The following is an 18,736-nucleotide window of genomic DNA, read 5'->3' as shown; positions in this document are numbered from 1 at the left end:
TTGGTTCACCTCGCTTATAGTCCTAACAACCAATCCTCATTTTCAACACGAATTCCTAGCGCTTGTGCTTTATCCAGTTTACTTCCTGCGTCACTACCTGCTACAACAATATCAGTTTTCTTAGAAACACTACCTGTCACCTTGGCACCTAAATTTTGTAGTTTTTCTTTGGCCTCGTTACGAGTCAACCGTTCTAATTTTCCAGTCAATACGATAGTTAAGCCGGACAACTCTGCATCTGCCTCTATCTTTTGACCATGATAGACTAGGTTAACGCCATAGCCCTTTAATTCATCTAAAAGTTTTCTAGCTTCTTCTTTGGCAAAATAGCTGCGCAACGATTGAGCAATCACCTCACCCAAACCATCGATAGCTGAAATGGCTTCAAAATCTGCCTGCTCAAGGCTTTCCAGATCACCAAACTTTTCAAGTAACAGACGGCTGGCTTTACTACCAACATGACGAATTCCTAGGCCAAACAGTAATTTTTCAGCTGAATTAGCTTTAGAAACCTGAATAGCTTGATAAAGTTTGTCGGCTGATTTTTCCTTAACGCCCTCTAGCGTCATCAAATCAGCTACCGTCAGCTGGTAAATATCTGCCACATCGTGAACCAAATTAGCCGCAAATAATTTTTCAACGATTGCTGGACCAAATCCACTGATATTCATGGCATCTCGGCTAGCAAAATGAGCTAAGCGTTCCTTGATTTGAGCTGGACAGACAGGGTTAATGCAGCGCAAAGCTACTTCATCTTCAAAATGTAAGAGATCACTACCGCAAGATGGACAATGACTCGGGATTGGCATGACTTTCTGTTGTTGGCGCTTTTCTTCTACTACTTTCAAAACAGCCGGAATGATATCACCAGCTTTATAAACGATAACAGTGTCACCAATACGAATATCTTTCTCCGCAATATAATCTACATTGTGCAGCGTAGCACGACTAACCGTAGTTCCTGCCAATTGAACTGGTGTTAAATTAGCTGTCGGTGTCACAACGCCTGTTCGCCCCACTGTCCAATCAACAGACAAGATTTCTGCCTCTTTTTCTTCTGCTGGGAACTTGTAAGCAATAGCCCAACGGGGGGCTTTGATAGTAAAGCCCAACTCTTCCTGCATAGCCAGCGAATTGACCTTAATAACAACTCCGTCAATATCGTAGGCAAGGCTGTCACGCTCCTGACCAATTATTTGGATAAAGTCCCAGATTTCATTCATAGATGGGGTCGTGATACGGCGATTGTTAACTGAAAAACCATAGTTCTGTAACTCTCTTAGAACCTCATCTTGTGTGGCTCTTCCTGTAGGACTGGCTTCTTGATAGAGGAAAGTAGCCAGATTACGCTTGGCAACAACAGCTGTATCCAATTGTCTAAGAGTTCCTGCTGCTGCATTTCTTGGATTAGCAAATTCCTGCTCGCCATTCTCACGGCGTTCCTCATTGATTCTATCAAAAGAAGCACGAGGCAGGTAGCACTCCCCTCTCACTGTAATGGTCAAGGGCTGTTCCAACTGCAGGGGAATATCACGCACACGTTTAACATTTTCGGTGATATTTTCACCAACCAATCCATCACCACGCGTCGCTCCAACCTGCAGTTGACCATTTTCATATATTAATGAAATAGACAGACCATCAATCTTTAGTTCTGCCATATAGGTTGCATCAGGAAAGACTGACTTAACACGATGATCAAACTCGTCCAATTCTGCACGTGAAAAAGCATCCTGCAAAGAATAGAGTGGATACTCATGCTGATATTTTTCAAAACCATCAAGAACAAGCCCCCCCACGCGGTGGGTAGGACTGTCAGCTAAAATGTCATCAGGATAAGCTTTCTCCAAATCAACCAATTCACGATACAAGCGATCGTATTCGCTATCAGAGACACTAGGGCTATCTTCGGTATAATATTCTTTTGCGTATCGGTTGAGCAAGCCAACCAACTCTTTCATCCGTTTTTTCATATTACTATTTTATCATAAAGCGAAATAAATGGGGCTATTTGATAATCGTTTTAAAAAGAAAATGAGACCAGTAATAGATTAAAATGAATCGGTTACACTAATCCAGACAGAAGAATAAACTATTTCACAGTAAAAAAGCAGTGTTAAGCACTGCATAAGTAACAGAACCCTACCTTATCTCACTTCTAGTATTGGCAGAACAGTGGAGAGCTAGGACGAGTCACTAAAGCTGTTGGCAGAGTAACTGAGGACTCGAAATCCCTACTTCCAACATTGGCAGGGCAGCCGAGGTGTTGCTGTCTCTCTTATAAGAGGCGCGAAAAATCTTGATGGCCTGCAATAAATTCCAAGAGCAGGTTGACCCGACAAAATCAACAGCAGTCTCAACAAACCACCCTTGAGCACGTGAGATATTACTTAAGAAAAACACCTTATCAAATTGTACAGAAAACTATTGATTTTTTAATATGACTAACTTTCGTTGGAAAATTGTATTATATGACAGCATAGGAGTCCTTCTCATCTAAAAAGCATCCTCTATCCAAACTTGTCTATACCTCCCAATACATTTTGGATAAACAATCACTAAGGAACTATTAAAATCTATAATGATAGTAGCTCAAACTAAGATTTTTGAACAGCAAAAAATCTCTACCTTGACCCTAAATCAGGTGGCCAGTAGGTAGAGATATTTCTTTATTTAGTCAACTCAAGGCGCTTGCCTAGCTTGTCCATGATAAGGGCACCTACCAAAAGTGAGGCTAATTCGCCCATAGCAGTTGTAAACCATGTTAAAAGCAATGGTGCTTTAGCTACTACTGCCAACTCAATAGCAACAGTAATCATAGATGCTGCAAAAAAGAATGAAAAGTAGAAAAAAGCTTTATTATAAAGGCCATTAAAAAGATAATCCTTCTTGTAACGATCAAAAAGAATGACACCAAGCGTGACAAAGACGAGAGTAGAACCACCTCCTACAAGAACGTCAATCATTCCAAAACTGTAAAGATTAGCGATCATGCAGCCAAGCGTCAGCCCAATAATATACTTACGATTGTAAAAAGCTAAAAAGTTAAGCATTTCTGAAACACGAAATTGATACGCCCCGTAAGAAATGGCATTCAATGGTGGCGTGATGGTTAAAACAACATAAAGTGCTGCCACTAGAGCCACTTGAACAAAGTCACGAATAGATAATTTCTGCATAAGATTTCTCCTTTGACGCTTAACAAAATTGCCATCTTGTTAGTGTTTGTAATATGCTTGGTGAAAGGAAAACTAAGCACCAAGGGTTGTCAAAAAACAACTTTTCTAGTATAGCATAAATGAGAATACTTGCCAAGAGGATTGATTTTATAGATTTTATGATATAATAAAGCCATGAAACTCAAAAAATCACTTTTATCAAATGAAATTTTTATGTATCTTGTCTTTGGTGTTTTGGCTACGCTTGTTTACATGCTATCACGGACAATTATCTTTACTTTCTGTCATCAAGCGACCCTCTCTGCAGTCATTGCCAGCTTTATCTCTATCATCTTTGCCTTCTTTACTAATGATCGCTTTGTTTTCAGACAGGTTCCAGAAGGCTGGTGGGGAAGATTGTGTAAGTTCTTCCTTGCTCGACTATCAACTTTATTGTTGGATGCTGCTTTAGCCTTTCTATTTGTTCAAAAATTTCCAAATATTATTGGACAATTTGTTGGAAATAACTTAGACCTTGTCAACGGTATTGAAACCATTATTTCACAGGTTCTTATTATTGTGCTCAACTACGTTTTCAGTAAATTGCTAGTCTTCAAAGATAAAAAATAAAGATCCTTAATTAGGAATCTTTATTTTTTTTCGTCTTCTTTATTATTTAAACGGTGCTGGATGATAGAAATCACATCCCCATATCGCCCTTCTAAATCCCCCTGCATCAATTCTTGATAAGTTGCATTGAAAACAGCCCCTAAAATCAAGATATGAGCTAAGAAAATAAACCAGAGCATTAAGATGAAAATCACTACCGACCCAAACGTTTTCAAGTCAACCATGCGTTCAAAGGTTCGTAAAACATAATTACTGACCAAATTACTGAGAAAGGTCATCACAAAAGTCGTGAAAACTGTCCCTGGTAAAATATATTTAATACGCCTAATACGAACATTAGGCAAGATAAAGTACAAAATCATGATACCAGCTAGAATAGTCACGATGGTCACTGGCTGAGCCAGATTCAAAATCAAACTGGCTATCGTATCCCCCATATCATAACGGCGCACTAAAACCTGTAAGAATGGTTTTGAAAATGTTGAAAAGATTAAAACAAAGGTTAACAGGAAGAAAATGAGAAGACTGGTCAAAGCTCCGACCAGATAAGAAATCACAAAGTCACGATGTTGAGAAACCCCATAAGCTTTATTAATGGCTTTCTGTAAGGACATCAAACTTTTTGACATAGTCCAAAAGGCTGTCAAGGTCGCAATTCCTAAAACACTACCAGATGGCTTTGAAAAGATGTCAATGGTCACCGTTGAAGCCGAGTTGTAAATATTATCTGGCAAATTCTTCTTCATGAAAATCAGCAAATCTGTGATATCAATGTTAAGATAGGGAAAAATATTAGCAGCAATGACAATAAGTGGAAAAGCCGTCAGAAGCAAATAGTAAGCCACCGCAATGGCAGATAGATCCATCTCAGCACAGCGGTAATGCTTGAGATAAATCTGCAAGGGAGGCCAGTCTAACTTTGACCATAGCTTATCTAACAGATGTTTACGATCCATCTTAGTAAGTTCTCTCTTCTCCTTGGCTAGTCAAGATAACTGGACCATCTTTAGTAATGACAAATTGATGTTCATATTGGCATGACAAGCCTCCATCAAGCGTTTTATGAGCCCAACCAGTCTTCACATCCGTATCAATTTCCCATGTACCAGTATTAATCATTGGCTCAATGGTCAAAACCATGCCTTCGCGCAGACGAAGACCGCGACCAGCTGTTCCGTAGTGAGGTACCATGGGTTCTTCATGCATAGTCGGACCAACACCATGACCAACGAGGTCACGGACAACCCCATAACCACGACTTTCAGCATATTCTTGGATAGCTGCACCGATATCGCCGATACGGTTGCCAATAACAGCTTTTTCAATCCCTTTGTAAAGACATTCCTTGGTCACAGCCATCAAGTCTTTAACTTCTTGAGAGACATTCCCAACTGCATAAGCCCAGCACGAATCTGCCAAACCGCCAGTATAGCTTTCAGTGTATTTTTTGACCTGTCCAACATTGTCAAAGTTCAATTTAGACACATCAAGAACAGATTTATCAAGGGGCTCACTCAAAACCATATCAACTTTGAGCAAATCCCCATCTTTTAAAATATAGTGGCGTGGAAAGGCATGAGCTACTTCATCGTTAAGTCCACAGCAAGTAGCATATGGATAATCCATCACTGATCCATCTACACCAATTTGCAGAGGTAAAACATTAGCCTCTTTACAACGACGGCGGACATATTCTTCTATTTCCCACATGTCAAGCCCTGGTTTAATCAAGTCGCGAAGGCCAATATGGATACTGGCTAAGAAATCGCCTGCGCGGTCCATGGCTTCAATTTCACGTGCTGATTTTAACGTTATCATTCTCTATTCCTCTAATCTAATTTATTTTCAATGTCATAATAGCTTTGGCGATGATTTGTTGGTCTAAATAGACTTCAAAGTCCAAAGTGGCGCTTCGTCTTTTTTCCGTAATGATACGAGGACGAATAACCAGACAATCATCAATTTGTACTGCCTGTAAGAAGTATATCATCATTTGATCGATAATAATATTCTTGAGATGTTTTTTTGTCAAAACGCGGACACTAATATCCTTCAAAAGCTCAGCTAACACACCCTGAGCAAAATTCCCAGCATTATCCAGCATGGCTGGTTCAACAATGAATTGATATTGACCATCTTCATACTGTAGATTAGACAATATCTGGTCACTATAAGTATAAAGATTGGTGTGCTGAAGAGTTGGCAGATTTTCCATGGCCTGACGTCTAGTAATGACACCCAGCAAAGCTCCATCATCGGCAACCACAGGCAACATATTTAAATCTTCAAAAATCATTTTTTGACTGATATTAGCTAAACTGGTTTGCGGTTTGGCCAGTATAGGATTTCTAGTCATCACCTTGTCTAATAAAATCTGCGGATCCTTGCCAACAACATCTCGCATGCTGACAACACCAACAACTTTATCCTGACTGTTGATGACAGGAAAGCGAACATTTCTCGTATCCTCAATCAACTTGTTCAAAGTTTCAACTGTATCCTTGCTTTTTAAAAAACCATAGTCCAATCTTGATTGATAAACTTGACCGACCGTTGTCAAATCCGTTTTAATTCTAACATTTGACAGGGCATGGTTAATCATTGTTGCCACAGTAAAGGTATCGTAATGGGTCACCATGACAGGAATACCCAGACTGTCCGCTACCCCAATAACCTTGTCAGAAACAGAAAAACCGCCTGTCACTAAGATAGCATTGTGATTTTCAAGCGCTAGGAGCTGAATATTTTCACGGTCACCAACAATAAGAAGTCCTCCCTTAACCAGATAACGACCTATGTTCTTAATCGTCATGGCACCAATAGAAAACTTGCTAAATTCATGTCCTAATCCAGCCTTACCAGCCAGAACCTCTGAATCACTGATACGAGCAATCTCTGAGTAAGTCAATTTCTCAATTCTGACCGCAGCTTTTTTTTCAATACGAACCGTCCCACTACGAGGTCGTGTTTCAACAATACCACGATTTTCTGCTTCCTTGATAGCGCGATAAGCAGTACCATCACTAACTTTTAAATGATTAGAAATACTGCGCACACTGACCCGCTTGCCAACTGGCAGCTTCTCAAGGTAATCTAAAATATCTTGATGCTTACTCATAGCGGTAGTCCCCTCTTTTTAACTGGTATACAACGTAATCACGTACCTTTCGCGTGTAGCGATCACTCCCTTTGAATTGTCTTTTGAGGACAAATCCTGATTTTTGCGCCACACGCTGGCTGGCTTTATTGTCAAGATGGGCAACAATGGACAAAGTCTTAAGTCCGAAATGTTCAAATGACAAAAAGCTTAGGGTTTTTAAACATTCCGTCATCAAGCCCTGTCCCCAATATTGTTTATTCAAGAAATAGCCTATCTCAACCGAAGCTTCTGCTAAATCAAAATGTTCAAAACGAATGACACCAATCATTTTCCTAGTATACTTATCTTCAATGGCCCAGACACCCAAGGGTTCTTTCATAAAATAATGCACCATTAAAAATTCGCTCTCTGATCGATTGACTTGATTAGGAAAAATAAAGTTCAGATTGTCAGGATTTGAACTGATTTCCCAGAAATCATCGCCATCCGTATATAAAAATGGACGCAGCAAGAGCCTGTCGGTCTCTATGATTGAAAAACGCCCCAATTCTGTCCAAATATCCATGTTCCCATTATAGCATAAGACTGAACTTTTTGATAATTTTGGCAATAAAGAAGAGAGCACATAGGCTCTCATTAGGCTTCAAGTAATTGGATATCTGCTCCTAAGGCCGTCAATTTTTCAATGATGTTTGAATAACCCCGCAAGATGTATTCAATACTAGTGATTTCAGTTTGCCCTTGAGCCATCAAGCCAGCAATGACCAGCGCTGCCCCAGCTCGTAAATCCGTTGCCTTAACAGGAGCACCTACTAGCTTATTGGGGCCTTGATAGACAATTTGTCCGCCAAGCACTGAAATATCAGCACCCATTCGAGCTAGTTCTGGTACATGATTTACACGTTTTTCGTAAATCGTATCAATGATTGAACCGCGACCCTCAGCTTTTAACAAAAGCGGTGTGATAGGTTGTTGCAAATCAGTTGCCAAACCGGGATAAGGTGAGGTTCTAACCGTGACTGCCTTGAGATTGTCTTGCTTTTCAACAAAAATAGCATCTTCTTCAACTGTCATGCGCACGCCCATTTCTTCAAGCTTAGCAATAAAGCTCTCTAAATGTTCATACAAAACATTAGTGACACGAATTCCTTGACCAATAGCTGCCGCCATAGCAATGTAAGTTCCTGCTTCAATACGATCTGGAATAACCTGATGACGAGTGCCGTGAAGCTTTTCTACACCATCAATCGTGATAATATCAGTCCCTGCTCCACGAATATGGGCACCCATGTTATTTAAGAGTGTCGCAACGTCAATGATTTCTGGTTCACGCGCAGCATTTTCAATAATCGTACGCCCTTTAGCCTTTGCTGCTGCAATCATGGTGTTAATAGTAGCTCCGACACTAACCGTATCCATATAAATGTGAGCTCCATGCAAAGGCTGACCGTCAGTCGCCAAGCGCATAGCATCTGTTTCGTAAGAAATACTTGCACCCATGGCTTCAAAAGCTTTCAAATGAAGATCAATAGGACGCGGTCCCAAATCACAACCACCTGGAAGACCAACGATAGCTCGGCCATAACGACCTAGCAGACTGCCATAAAAATAATAGGAAGCACGTAAGCTATTAATCTTACCAAATGGCATTGGCATATCTTTGACGCCACGTGGATCAATTTCTAGAGTTTCGCCATCACGTTTGACCGAACCGCCCATCAATTCAATGATGTCAATTAGACTATCGACATCAGAAATAGCTGGAACACCATCCAAAGTGACCACATCATCAGCCAAAATAATAGCTGGAATAAGAGCAACAACCGAATTTTTCGCTCCAGAAACAGCAACTTCACCCTTCAAAAGCTTGCCACCATTAATAATAATTTTGCGCATACATTCAAATCTTTCCTTAACTAGAATTCAACCCTACTATTTTACCACACTTACCATGAATATACAAACAATACTATGCTATTAAGTCGTTTCCAAGCCTCTCTCCACCACAAAACCTGTGAGGGGGAATTTTTTATGCCCCCAAAAGCAAATTAAACTACTCCCACTGCTCGATAGAACAAAAACGGCTCTCCCACGTTGTGAGAAGATTCAACTAGATAAAAAGATTCACTTCCATCATAGGAGATAGCAGACAAACCTGATTTTCTTTATGGTCCATGGTCGTTGTTTCAGATTTGCTGTTTTTTATGATAAAATAAAGAAAAATCATATTGGAAATCTATGAAAGGGCTGAAAATGACAATCATCAAAAGAATCTTGTGTCTGTTCATTTTGTTCTTTCTGGCTTACGCTGGCTATAAACACGAAATAAAGGTAGCTCAATTTGAGCGAACCTACAACACTGCCCAGCCTCTCTTTAAAGAGGTGGAAAAACAGAATAAGGATTATCACTCCTTAAATATTCTAGATAAGTTGCAAGTGCGAAGACTGCTGCTTAGGCAGATTAAAACCCTGCAAAAAGAAAATTGGACTGATAAAGTTATCAAGGAAGCCTATTTACCAACTTTAACCTTTCTAACTGCAGATGGCAGGCCTGATTTGCGGACTTACAAAGAGCATTTTCAAGACAGTCAGTATATTGCTAGCCCTCTCTTTAAGAAAATGTGGCAAAAGCAAGTCAAATTGAGTTCTGCACAGGAGGCTCAAAACTCGTTGACTTTTTTGACCAACTATCTGCACATGCCTGTCGAACTAAAAGGAACTAATCAGGAAACCAAGCGGCTTCTGGCTAAGTTCGATCCTAATTTATCTCCGACAGATGACTTCTGGAATCAGTTGGCGCTGCTAGTTCAGACGGCCTATCCTGATGACAGCTTTGCCCAGACTGATCCTCTGGCCAATAAAATTCATCAGCTCCGCTATGTGATTTCAGCCCAACAAGCCAATTGGGTGCGCCAGCATTTTCGTGCGCCAAAAGATAGCGATGCTGACGCACTGGCCAAGTATCTGACAAAACTAAGCGAGCAGGACTATAGTCTGACTGAGTCTTCACGCTATCATAACAAGGTGGCGATTGAGGTGGATGCTCAAGGGAAAAAGGTGCCCAAATACAGTGACAATGTGCAGCAAAGTAATTTCAAGGTGCTAGTGCATTTTCATTCTGAATTTATCTTATCTGAATCAGGTCACTTCCTCAACGAAATTGACATTGAAAAGCGCAGCCGCAATAGTATTGTTAACAGTGCCAGCTTTAATTATGCTAATCAGAATGACGGCATGCACCGCAGGCTGGATATCGATCCCATCAGCAGTCATGAACCTGCTTTTGCTCTCTTAGCCATGACTGATGGCAATCATTTTTTTATCGAACCCAGCAAAAAACAACAAAAAGACAAACGCAACAAGATCTTTGCCCGCAAAGGAAAATCTTCTAAACAGCTGACCAAGGAAGCCGCACAAAAATTCCAACAACTCATCCGCTCCTACCAGAGCGCATTGGGGATTGTCCTCAAAGAAAATCAAAAATAATAGTCGAGAAAGCAAAGTGCAAGGAGCTCAAAAGGTCTGAGAGACCTTTCGTATTTCCAAAATAGGGCAAGCTCAATCTGAAGATGACGATCTAAAGTTTTGATTTTTAAAGAGTACAAACAAAACTGCAGTGCTTTGATCACTGCAGTTTTTTAATTCATATTAACACGGTGCCATTCATTAATAACATAGGTCAATTGGGTAAGCTGACTATAACCGTAGCCGTTGATTTCTGAAGAATCTTCGGTTGAACCACCTAGTCCTGCCGTGTAGAGGGCAATTAGGTAAGGCGTATCTTCAAAGACCACGGCATCAACATTGAGCGCTTCTCGGACGTAGCCTGGCTTTTGAACGATGCGTAAATTAGGCCAATAGCGCTTATAATATTCATCTGGGAACGAAACTTCCATGTAATGAATAATGTCAGCGTATTTGTCTTGATGGTTCCACAGGTAATCTAGGACTTGGATATAGTAATCTGTCGTCGTCTTATTACCTTCTTGCTGGATGGTCTTGATATCAGCCTTGGACTTGCCATATTTACCAAACATGGTATAGGCCTTATCCATGCCTCCCAAGCGTTCAGCTAAAGCATAGGCTGGCGTATTTTCCGAATATACCAAGGAATACTCTTGCATGTCTGGGATAGACATAGCACCATCAAACTGAGCGACGTAGGCATTGTGCTCAGATAGAAGCTCATAGTTAGTATTGGTAATGTCGAAACGCTGATCCAGCGTGTATTTCCCTTCTACTACCTTGTCCACCACCAGCATATTAAGTGGCAACTTATAGGTTGAACCCGCTGTCATGGGCTGGGTGTCATTCATAGAGAAGGTCTCCCCCGTCTTGGTATTTTTATAAGAAAAAGCTACCGCATCGGGAGCAATACTAGCTTCGCTCATGTAGGCTTTGACCGTATCAACTAAGCTCATGTGTGCGTAATCATAATAAAGGCTATAAGAAACCATCTCTGCATAATCTGCATCCATAACCGCACGTTTGGCTTCTTCTGACTTGACCGTTACTTGAGGTTCAGAAGATGGGATAGATGATGAAGTTGACTGATGAGAAGTCTCAAGTTGGCTGCTAGAACTAGCTTCTGGCCTGGGCTGACTGCTGACCTGTTCAAACATAATAGCAAAAATTAATACAATCATAATGGCAAGTATCACTACTGCTGCACTGCCACCAATTAAACTCTTTCGTTTTCTGTTCACTTAAAAATCTCCTGACCATTCTATTTTATAAGAATTTTAAAAAATTTCAAGACTATGAGAAAAATTGAAAGAAAAAAGTGTGTCAGTTAGCTGCATTGGTGTAAACATCCTGTACATCATCATCTTCTTCTAATTTATCAACCAAATTATCTAATTTTTCCAGCTGCTCTGGAGTCAGGATGACTTCGGTCTGCGGAATCATGCTTAGCTGGGCCTGAGCGAAGGTCAATAGCTGCGCTGCCAAGGCTTCTTTGACAGCTGGAAAATCCTTGGGTAATGTGATGATTTCAAAAATATCATCAGAGGTCTTCAAGTCTTCTGCTCCAGCCTCCAAAACCAACTCAAACATGGCATCTTCATCCAAATCAAGCCCCTCACGCTCAATCACGATATACCCTTTGCGGTCAAAAAGGTAAGCCACCGAACCAGAAGACCCCATATTGCCACCGTTTCGACTAAAAATAGTATGAATATGAGCATCTGTACGGTTTTTATTATCCGTAAGCGTATGCACCAGAATGGCAACACCACCAGGACCATAGCCCTCATAACTAATCTCATTATAGTTGGTCGTATCTCCAACGTCTGTCGCCTTCTTAATGGCACGATTGATGTTGTCCTTGGGCATATTAGCTGCACGTGCCTTGTCCAAAACCAAACGAAGGGCTGCATTCATGCTAGGATCAGCGCCACCATTCTTAGCTGCCACAAAAATCTCCCGAGACAGCTTATTGAAAATGGCTCCACGCTTAGCATCCGCATCACCCTTCTTATTCTTAATCTTACTCCATTTATTATGTCCAGACATAGTAAAGCTCCTTTGTTTATTGACTGATACTCTTTGTATATTCCACTGCCATTATAGCACAAAAAGGAGCAAGACGTTTAGTAACACCAGTGCCAACTCTACTTTCCTAAGCTTGCCCCCTTCTCTTTATCCAAAGCAAAGCTATCAAGCTCAATATTTTCTGTAAAAGCTCAAAAAAATTTCTGATTTAGGCTCTATTTCACAAACACGAGCCTAAAAAGCTTATGGTTAAAGTTCTACTTTTTGTAATGGCCCAACAAATGATTTATTGAGCTACTGTTCACCAAGTGATACCTAAAATATAAGTTTATAGGCTCTAGTTCGCCAAACAAAAACCCAAAAATCATTTATTGGAGCTTTGCAATTTATCAAAAAAAGCTGAAAAAACTTTCCAACCCCTTTTAATTTTTTACTTATCAACTGGCCCCGTCACAAACATAGTGAAGGTGGCCTTGGCCACATCTTCTTTAGCTTGGTTGGTGATGCTGACGTCCACTACCTTAGTTGTACTCCCATTATGAATGCATTTACCCTCAATCATCAGTTGGTCACTTAACTTCCCAGGCTTGAGATAATTGATACTGGATTGTAAGGTTACCGCCTCAAAACCTGTCGAGATAGCGACCAAGCCAGAAATCTGGTCACAAAGAGTAAAAAGGTAGCCGCCATGTGCAAAGCCATAATAATTGAGTGACTTATGCACAACCTCAGTTGTCACCACCACATGCCCTTCTTCAAAAGATATCATATCAAAATTCTCAAAAACACGTATCTCGTGCAAATATTCGTTTTCCATCATCTTCCTCCAAAAACTATTGCTCAATTATTATAGCACTTTTTTAGCAGCAGAATCTAAGTGAGCTTCTACCTATCAGCCAAGCACTCCTACTTTTCAAAATCCCAGTAAGCTGTCTTAGGATAGAAAAAATTCAATAGCTATTTAGCTACCGAATTTTATTTATAGCACAATCTTACTTAGTAGGTGCCAAACTAGCAGCACGAACTAGGGCTGCATCAATGTTTTCGCAAATATTTTCTGCACCAACTTTATCAATGAAACCTGCTTTTTCCATAACATAGTAAGGCTGGTCGTTGACATGAGACAGAATAAGAGTCATGCCACGTTTCTGAGCAATCTCAAGTGTTTCTTCCAAGGCTTCCATACCTGAAATATCCATAGCAGGTACGTTACGCATGCGGATGATGAGGACATTTTTGCCTGTTTCTTGGTCAACATTGAGGAAATCATTAGCAGCACCGAAGAAAAGAGCACCAAAGACTTCATAGACAACTGCGTTTTTAGGCACGTCTTTGAGATCTGCTTCTTCTGAAAGCATTGGATCATCAAGGCTTTCCTTGTCCACCCATTGACGTACTTCAGCAATATCTGACATTCGTTTCAAGAAAAGGAAGGCTGCCAGAACCATACCAAATTCAATGGCAACAACAAGGTCAAAGAAGACTGTGAGAACAAAGGTAATGACCAAGACAGCAATATCACTCTTAGGTGCTGTACGTAGCATACGCCCAAAAGTCCGCCATCCACTCATATTATAACCGACCATGATGAGGATAGCTGCCAAACAACTCATAGGAATCAATGAGGCGTAAGGCATCAAAAATAGCAGGATCAAAAGAAGGGTGAGAGCGTGAACCATACCCGCTACCGGTGTACGACCGCCATTTTTGACGTTAGCTGCGGTACGCGCAATGGCACCCGTGGCAGGAATCCCACCAAAGAGAGCTGACATCAGATTTCCAACACCTTGACCGACCAACTCCGCGTTAGAGCGGTGATTGCCACCAATCATCCCATCAGAAACAACAGCTGACAAGAGTGACTCAATAGAGGCCAAGATAGCGATAGTGAAGGCCGGAGACATCAATTGACGAACCAAGGAAAATGACAAATGTGGCACAGTGAAAGTTGGCAAACCAGCTTTAATAGTGTAGAGATCACCAATGGTCTTAACAGATGTCTCATGACCTAGACCCACAATAGCTGTTGTGACCAAAATCGCAACCAGTGAGCCAGGAATTTTCTGAGAAACCATTGGCCAGAAAATCTGAATCAGTAGGGCTAAAAGACCAATCAAAAGCGTTGGCCAGTTGAGAGTGTGCATATTCTTAGCGTAAGCAGCAATCTTTTCGACAAATTCAGCGGGGACTGAACCCATACTCAAACCAAAGAAATCCTTGATTTGTCCAGCGACAATTCCAACAGCAATCCCTAGCGTGAAACCAACCGTAATAGTTTTGGGAATGAATTTAATCAAATCACCGAAGCGTAAAAACCCCATGATAATCATCATAATTCCAGCCATAAATGTGGCAACGGTCAGGCCAGACATACCGTATTGGGCAATGATGCCATAGATGATAACAACGAAGGCTGCAGTCGGACCACCAATTTGAACGCGACTACCTCCTAAAAAGGAAATAAAAAAACCAGCTACAACAGCGGTATAAAGTCCTTGTTCTGGATTGACTCCAGAAGCGATAGCCAAAGCTATTGACAATGGTAGAGCGATAATGGCAACGATGATACCCGCTACCAAGTCCTTTATGAACTGTGCCCTCGTGTAACCCTTTAGGGTCGTGAAAAATTTTGGTTTAATATACTTTAAAGCGTCCATCTTTTCCTCCTCATTTTTTGCTCTCAGACACTTGCGAGAACTTATCTACCATTCTAGCACAGACAAGTTCAAAACTCTAGAGGGTTAGAAATGTAAACGTATCAGAAAAGACATCATTTTGATATTTTTAGTAACACAGGTAATTAGTTTGAGCAGCACAACACTTCAGAACGTGAACGACGAACAACAGGGGTTAATCACTGTCAAAACACGCTTGAGAGCGGTTTAATTAAATTCAGAAACGTCCTTATAATCAGGTTACATAAAATATTTGACAGGAGCTTATTGCATCGATGAAATGGAGTCAATAAACTCGATTTGAGATCATTTCACTTGTGCGCTTAGACGATTCTATTTAGTTTGACATTTTTCATCTAGAAAATATCTCCAGCCCCTCTTTGACAAGTGAAAAATGGGCTAGCAAACTCTTTCAACCATTCTTATTAAAAAGGCTGAATTGACAAACCTAGCGACAGTATCTATAATAATAAAGTTAAAGTTAATTTTTCATTGTAACGTCATTTTCAATAGGAGACTTTTATGTATAAAATCTTATCTCAGTTAGATAGTTTCGTCTGGGGACCGCCCCTCCTTGTCTTATTAGTTGGAACGGGAATCTATTTGTCCGTGCGTTTGGGACTGCTGCAAATTTTAAAATTGCCTAAAGCCATCAAACTCATCTTTAAGGCTGATAACAAAGGGCAAGGTGACATTTCTAGCTTTGCGGCCTTGGCAACTGCTCTAGCCGCAACAGTCGGCACAGGTAATATCGTTGGAGTAGCCACTGCTATTAAGCTAGGTGGACCAGGAGCTCTTTTTTGGATGTGGGTGGCAGCCTTCTTTGGAATGGCTACCAAATATGCCGAAGGTGTCTTAGCTATTAAATATCGTACTAAGGATGCCAATGGCGAAATCGCTGGTGGACCCATGTATTATATCCTTAATGGTATGGGCAAACGTTGGAGACCACTAGCTGTTGCCTTCTCAATCTTTGGTGTCATGGTTGCTCTTTTTGGTTCTGGTACCTTCACACAGGTCAATTCTATCACTGAATCGTTGAATAACGCCGTAGGATTATCACCCAAAGTCATCAGCCCTATTTTAGCCATTATTGTTGCCATCATTATTTTTGGTGGGATTCAATCCATTTCGAAAGTGTCTGAAAAGATTGTTCCTTTTATGGCTACTATTTACATTCTAGCTGCCTTGATCATCCTTGCCTTCAATTGGAAGTTTATCATTCCAAGTATTCTTTTGATTATTAAATCAGCCTTCAGTGGGCAAGCTGCTACAGGAGGATTTCTGGGAGCAACTACCATGGTGGCCATTCAGGCTGGTATTGCCCGCGGTGTCTTCTCGAATGAATCTGGACTGGGTTCTGCACCAATTGCTGCTGCCGCTGCTAAAACAGAAGAGCCTGTCGAACAAGGTTTGGTATCTATGACAGGAACCTTTATTGACACCATTATCATCTGTAGCTTAACAGGACTGACCATCATCGTGACAGGTAGTTGGTCAAGCAACCTTAACGGAGCAACACTGACCCAATCTGCATTTGCTACAGTCTTTGGACAGTTTGGCACTTATGCACTCACAGTCAGTCTTATCCTCTTTGCCTTCACAACTATCCTTGGTTGGGGCTATTATGGTGAACGTTGCTTTGAATTTCTCTTTGGAACACCAGCTATCACGATTTACCGCCTTATCTTCGTAGCTATGGTTGCCTTAGGTGGCTTTCTCAAGTTGGAAGTCATTTGGGTCATTGCCGATATCGTAAACGGACTCATGGCCATTCCAAACCTTGTTGCCCTGCTGGCTTTATCCCCAGTTATTATCAAAGAAACACGCCGTTATTTTTCTAAATAAAGGAAAACCCATCAACTTCAAAGTTTGATGGGTTCTTTTGTGGTATAATATAAGAATTGAAATGAAGTTGAAGTATTGGAGGATTCTATGGCTACACCAGCTGACAATCTAAAATTAGCTAAACGAGGACCTATTGTGAGCATTACAGCTTATATTTCCCTTACCTTAGCCAAGCTCGTCACAGGTTACATTTTAAATTCATCCTCACTTGTAGCCGATGGATTTAATAACCTATCTGATATTCTAGGCAACCTCGCCCTTCTCATCGGTCTACATTTGGCCAGCCGCCCCGCCGATGAAGATCATCGTTTTGGTCACTGGAAAATAGAAGATCTATCTAGCTTAATTACTTCCTTTATCATGTTTATCGTTGGTTTCCAAGTGCTGATTCAAACTATCAAGAAAATCTTATCCCCTCACATGGCTGAAATTGATCCTCTAGGGGCTATCGTTGGCATTATTTCAGCTCTGGTTATGTTTGGTGTCTACCTCTTTAATAAGACTCTCTCACAGAAGGTCAAATCCAGTGCCCTGGTTGCTGCTTCTAAGGATAATCTGTCAGATGCTCTGACGTCACTAGGAACGTCTGTAGCCATCATCGCGGCTTCACTGCATCTTCCTATTATCGACCACCTAGCAGCCATTGTCATCACTTACTTTATCCTTAAGACCGCTTACGATATTTTTATGCAGAGCGCCTTTAGCTTGTCTGATGGTTTTGACCAGAAGCAACTCAAGGAGTACGAAGCAGCCATTCTCCAGATTCCTAAAATTTCAGCAGTCAAGTCTCAACGCGGTAGGACTTATGGTAGTAACGTCTATCTAGACATTGTCCTAGAAATGAACCCAGACCTGTCTGTCTATGAAAGTCACGCTATTACCGAAGAAGTTGAAAAGCTACTTAGTAAAAAATTCTCTGTCTATGACATTGATATTCATGTTGAACCTGCCAGCATCCCCGAGGACGAAGTGCTAGACAATGTTTCAAAAAAACTTTATAAAAACGAGAAAATCATTCTTTCTAAAATTCCTGATTACGAGGACTACATTTCAAAATCCTTTCTCATGATTGATAAGGATGGTCATTTCCAAAATGCTACTGAATTCCTCAAAAAAGCAAGCTATTCTCCTTGCAATTTTAAATATTTCAAAATTCACTCTATCAGCCAGAAAACCAAGCTCCTAACCTACGAATTAAACGGAGAAAGACATACCAGCATTTGGCGCCGCCACGAAGTCTGGTATTTGATTTTCCATCAGGTCACTAAAATATCATATCAACATTTGGTTGAAAATTATCACATTGTTTCCGATAGGCACCTCAACAAAAAGTCATAACTACCCGTGAAAACGGGTGGCTTGTACACCGGCTATAAGCCGTTTCTCTCCAGCGACGTCTAAAGACGTTCGCTGAACTTCGTTCAGGTTAGTGCTATGATTACGTGACTAATGCCCGTAAAAACGGGCTTTTATCTTGTTCTAAAACTGCCATCTGAAAATGGATCTTCATATTCTTTAACACTAGACTTGTTCGATAACTCAGAGGTGGTATACTAAAGCTATGGAAACAGCATACGAAAAAGCCTTAAATTAAACTCAGAGAATTTCAAATTGTTGATGGGTGTTAAAAAAGCAACGTTTCAACTGATGCTTGATTGTCTCACTGACGCTTATCAAGAGCAACACCAAAAAGGTGGACGCCCACGCCGTCTAAGTATGGAAGACCAGNTCATCATGACCTTGCGTTACTTGCGCTATTACCCCACTCAACGCTTGTTGGCATTTGATTTTGGTGTAGGTGTGGCAACTGTCAATGAGACCATTACCTGGGT

15 protein-coding genes, 1 pseudogene and 1 riboswitch are annotated in these 18,736 nt (G+C 40.9%); of the genes and pseudogenes, 5 read left to right on the top strand and 11 right to left on the bottom strand.

Features of this window, described 5'->3' with window-relative positions; translation table 11 throughout:
* Positions 1-14: 14 nt before the first annotated feature.
* The gene (ligA, locus tag A3GS_RS0103390; protein ID WP_026216252.1) at positions 15-1,973 is read right to left on the bottom strand and encodes an NAD-dependent DNA ligase LigA; all 1,959 of its coding nucleotides are present in this window, start codon (positions 1,971-1,973) and stop codon (positions 15-17) included.
* A gap of 696 nt (positions 1,974-2,669) precedes the next feature.
* Positions 2,670-3,179, bottom strand: coding sequence for a QueT transporter family protein (locus tag A3GS_RS0103385; RefSeq protein ID WP_018364014.1), 510 nt, complete (start codon positions 3,177-3,179; stop codon positions 2,670-2,672).
* Positions 3,177-3,297: riboswitch (PreQ1 riboswitch) on the bottom strand. (Overlaps the previous gene by 3 nt.)
* Before the next feature lie 56 nt (positions 3,298-3,353).
* Between A3GS_RS0103385 and A3GS_RS0103380 the strand changes: the two genes are divergently transcribed.
* On the top strand, positions 3,354-3,788 hold the full coding sequence (locus A3GS_RS0103380; protein ID WP_018364013.1) for a GtrA family protein: 435 nt from the start codon (positions 3,354-3,356) through the stop codon (positions 3,786-3,788).
* Positions 3,789-3,808: 20 nt separating this feature from the next.
* Here A3GS_RS0103380 and A3GS_RS0103375 read toward each other — a convergent pair whose 3' ends face one another.
* The 5 genes from A3GS_RS0103375 to A3GS_RS0103355 form a co-directional block, all read right to left on the bottom strand.
* Positions 3,809-4,744 carry a YihY/virulence factor BrkB family protein gene (locus tag A3GS_RS0103375; RefSeq protein ID WP_018364012.1) on the bottom strand — a complete coding sequence of 312 codons (936 nt, stop codon included), beginning with the start codon at positions 4,742-4,744 and terminating at the stop codon, positions 3,809-3,811.
* Position 4,745: 1 nt separating this feature from the next.
* Positions 4,746-5,606: a methionyl aminopeptidase gene (locus tag A3GS_RS0103370; protein WP_018364011.1), complete on the bottom strand. Its 861-nt coding sequence runs from the start codon at positions 5,604-5,606 to the stop codon at positions 4,746-4,748.
* Positions 5,607-5,622: 16 nt separating this feature from the next.
* Positions 5,623-6,906, bottom strand: coding sequence for a CBS-HotDog domain-containing transcription factor SpxR (gene spxR / locus A3GS_RS0103365; protein WP_018364010.1), 1,284 nt, complete (start codon positions 6,904-6,906; stop codon positions 5,623-5,625).
* The gene (locus A3GS_RS0103360; protein WP_026216251.1) at positions 6,899-7,453 is read right to left on the bottom strand and encodes a GNAT family N-acetyltransferase; all 555 of its coding nucleotides are present in this window, start codon (positions 7,451-7,453) and stop codon (positions 6,899-6,901) included. Before A3GS_RS0103360 ends, spxR begins: the two co-directional genes overlap by 8 nt.
* 71 nt (positions 7,454-7,524) lie before the next feature.
* A complete protein-coding gene (locus A3GS_RS0103355) occupies positions 7,525-8,784 on the bottom strand; it encodes a UDP-N-acetylglucosamine 1-carboxyvinyltransferase (protein WP_018364008.1) in 1,260 nt (419 codons plus the stop codon).
* Between the two features lie 357 nt (positions 8,785-9,141).
* Between A3GS_RS0103355 and A3GS_RS0103350 the strand changes: the two genes are divergently transcribed.
* Positions 9,142-10,374: a DUF3114 domain-containing protein gene (locus A3GS_RS0103350; RefSeq protein ID WP_040807358.1), complete on the top strand. Its 1,233-nt coding sequence runs from the start codon at positions 9,142-9,144 to the stop codon at positions 10,372-10,374.
* Positions 10,375-10,526: 152 nt separating this feature from the next.
* Here A3GS_RS0103350 and A3GS_RS0103345 read toward each other — a convergent pair whose 3' ends face one another.
* The 4 genes from A3GS_RS0103345 to A3GS_RS0103330 form a co-directional block, all read right to left on the bottom strand.
* Complete coding sequence (locus A3GS_RS0103345) at positions 10,527-11,594, bottom strand: serine hydrolase (protein WP_018364006.1); 1,068 nt, start codon at positions 11,592-11,594, stop codon at positions 10,527-10,529.
* A gap of 82 nt (positions 11,595-11,676) precedes the next feature.
* Complete coding sequence (locus tag A3GS_RS0103340) at positions 11,677-12,402, bottom strand: YebC/PmpR family DNA-binding transcriptional regulator (protein ID WP_018364005.1); 726 nt, start codon at positions 12,400-12,402, stop codon at positions 11,677-11,679.
* A gap of 409 nt (positions 12,403-12,811) precedes the next feature.
* Positions 12,812-13,198, bottom strand: coding sequence for a PaaI family thioesterase (locus tag A3GS_RS0103335; RefSeq protein WP_018364004.1), 387 nt, complete (start codon positions 13,196-13,198; stop codon positions 12,812-12,814).
* A 175-nt stretch (positions 13,199-13,373) separates the two neighbouring features.
* On the bottom strand, positions 13,374-15,038 hold the full coding sequence (locus A3GS_RS0103330) for a SulP family inorganic anion transporter (protein ID WP_018364003.1): 1,665 nt from the start codon (positions 15,036-15,038) through the stop codon (positions 13,374-13,376).
* Between the two features lie 540 nt (positions 15,039-15,578).
* On the opposite strand from A3GS_RS0103330, the gene A3GS_RS0103325 reads away from it, so the two are divergent.
* The 3 genes and pseudogenes from A3GS_RS0103325 to A3GS_RS11430 form a co-directional block, all read left to right on the top strand.
* Entirely contained in the window at positions 15,579-16,904 is a 1,326-nt protein-coding gene (locus tag A3GS_RS0103325; RefSeq protein ID WP_018364002.1) for an alanine/glycine:cation symporter family protein, read from the top strand.
* 87 nt (positions 16,905-16,991) lie between these two features.
* Positions 16,992-18,242, top strand: coding sequence for a cation diffusion facilitator family transporter (locus A3GS_RS0103320; protein WP_018364001.1), 1,251 nt, complete (start codon positions 16,992-16,994; stop codon positions 18,240-18,242).
* 223 nt (positions 18,243-18,465) lie between these two features.
* Positions 18,466-18,736: pseudogene (locus tag A3GS_RS11430) on the top strand (helix-turn-helix domain-containing protein); the annotation flags it as partial.

It is taken from the genome of Streptococcus caballi DSM 19004 (genome assembly GCF_000379985.1).
Lineage (GTDB): Bacteria > Bacillota > Bacilli > Lactobacillales > Streptococcaceae > Streptococcus > Streptococcus caballi.
This window is presented reverse-complemented; position numbering and strand designations above follow the sequence as displayed.

What these genes read in the sequence shown, in the direction of transcription:
- ligA (WP_026216252.1), bottom strand. Translation starts at nt 1,973, where the DNA reads ATGAAAAAACGGATGAAAGAGTTGGTTGGCTTGCTCAACCGATACGCA.
- A3GS_RS0103385 (WP_018364014.1), bottom strand. Translation starts at nt 3,179, where the DNA reads ATGCAGAAATTATCTATTCGTGACTTTGTTCAAGTGGCTCTAGTGGCA.
- A3GS_RS0103380 (WP_018364013.1), top strand. Translation starts at nt 3,354, where the DNA reads ATGAAACTCAAAAAATCACTTTTATCAAATGAAATTTTTATGTATCTT.
- A3GS_RS0103375 (WP_018364012.1), bottom strand. Translation starts at nt 4,744, where the DNA reads ATGGATCGTAAACATCTGTTAGATAAGCTATGGTCAAAGTTAGACTGG.
- A3GS_RS0103370 (WP_018364011.1), bottom strand. Translation starts at nt 5,606, where the DNA reads ATGATAACGTTAAAATCAGCACGTGAAATTGAAGCCATGGACCGCGCA.
- spxR (WP_018364010.1), bottom strand. Translation starts at nt 6,906, where the DNA reads ATGAGTAAGCATCAAGATATTTTAGATTACCTTGAGAAGCTGCCAGTT.
- A3GS_RS0103360 (WP_026216251.1), bottom strand. Translation starts at nt 7,453, where the DNA reads ATGGATATTTGGACAGAATTGGGGCGTTTTTCAATCATAGAGACCGAC.
- A3GS_RS0103355 (WP_018364008.1), bottom strand. Translation starts at nt 8,784, where the DNA reads ATGCGCAAAATTATTATTAATGGTGGCAAGCTTTTGAAGGGTGAAGTT.
- A3GS_RS0103350 (WP_040807358.1), top strand. Translation starts at nt 9,142, where the DNA reads ATGACAATCATCAAAAGAATCTTGTGTCTGTTCATTTTGTTCTTTCTG.
- A3GS_RS0103340 (WP_018364005.1), bottom strand. Translation starts at nt 12,402, where the DNA reads ATGTCTGGACATAATAAATGGAGTAAGATTAAGAATAAGAAGGGTGAT.
- A3GS_RS0103335 (WP_018364004.1), bottom strand. Translation starts at nt 13,198, where the DNA reads ATGGAAAACGAATATTTGCACGAGATACGTGTTTTTGAGAATTTTGAT.
- A3GS_RS0103330 (WP_018364003.1), bottom strand. Translation starts at nt 15,038, where the DNA reads ATGGACGCTTTAAAGTATATTAAACCAAAATTTTTCACGACCCTAAAG.
- A3GS_RS0103325 (WP_018364002.1), top strand. Translation starts at nt 15,579, where the DNA reads ATGTATAAAATCTTATCTCAGTTAGATAGTTTCGTCTGGGGACCGCCC.
- A3GS_RS0103320 (WP_018364001.1), top strand. Translation starts at nt 16,992, where the DNA reads ATGGCTACACCAGCTGACAATCTAAAATTAGCTAAACGAGGACCTATT.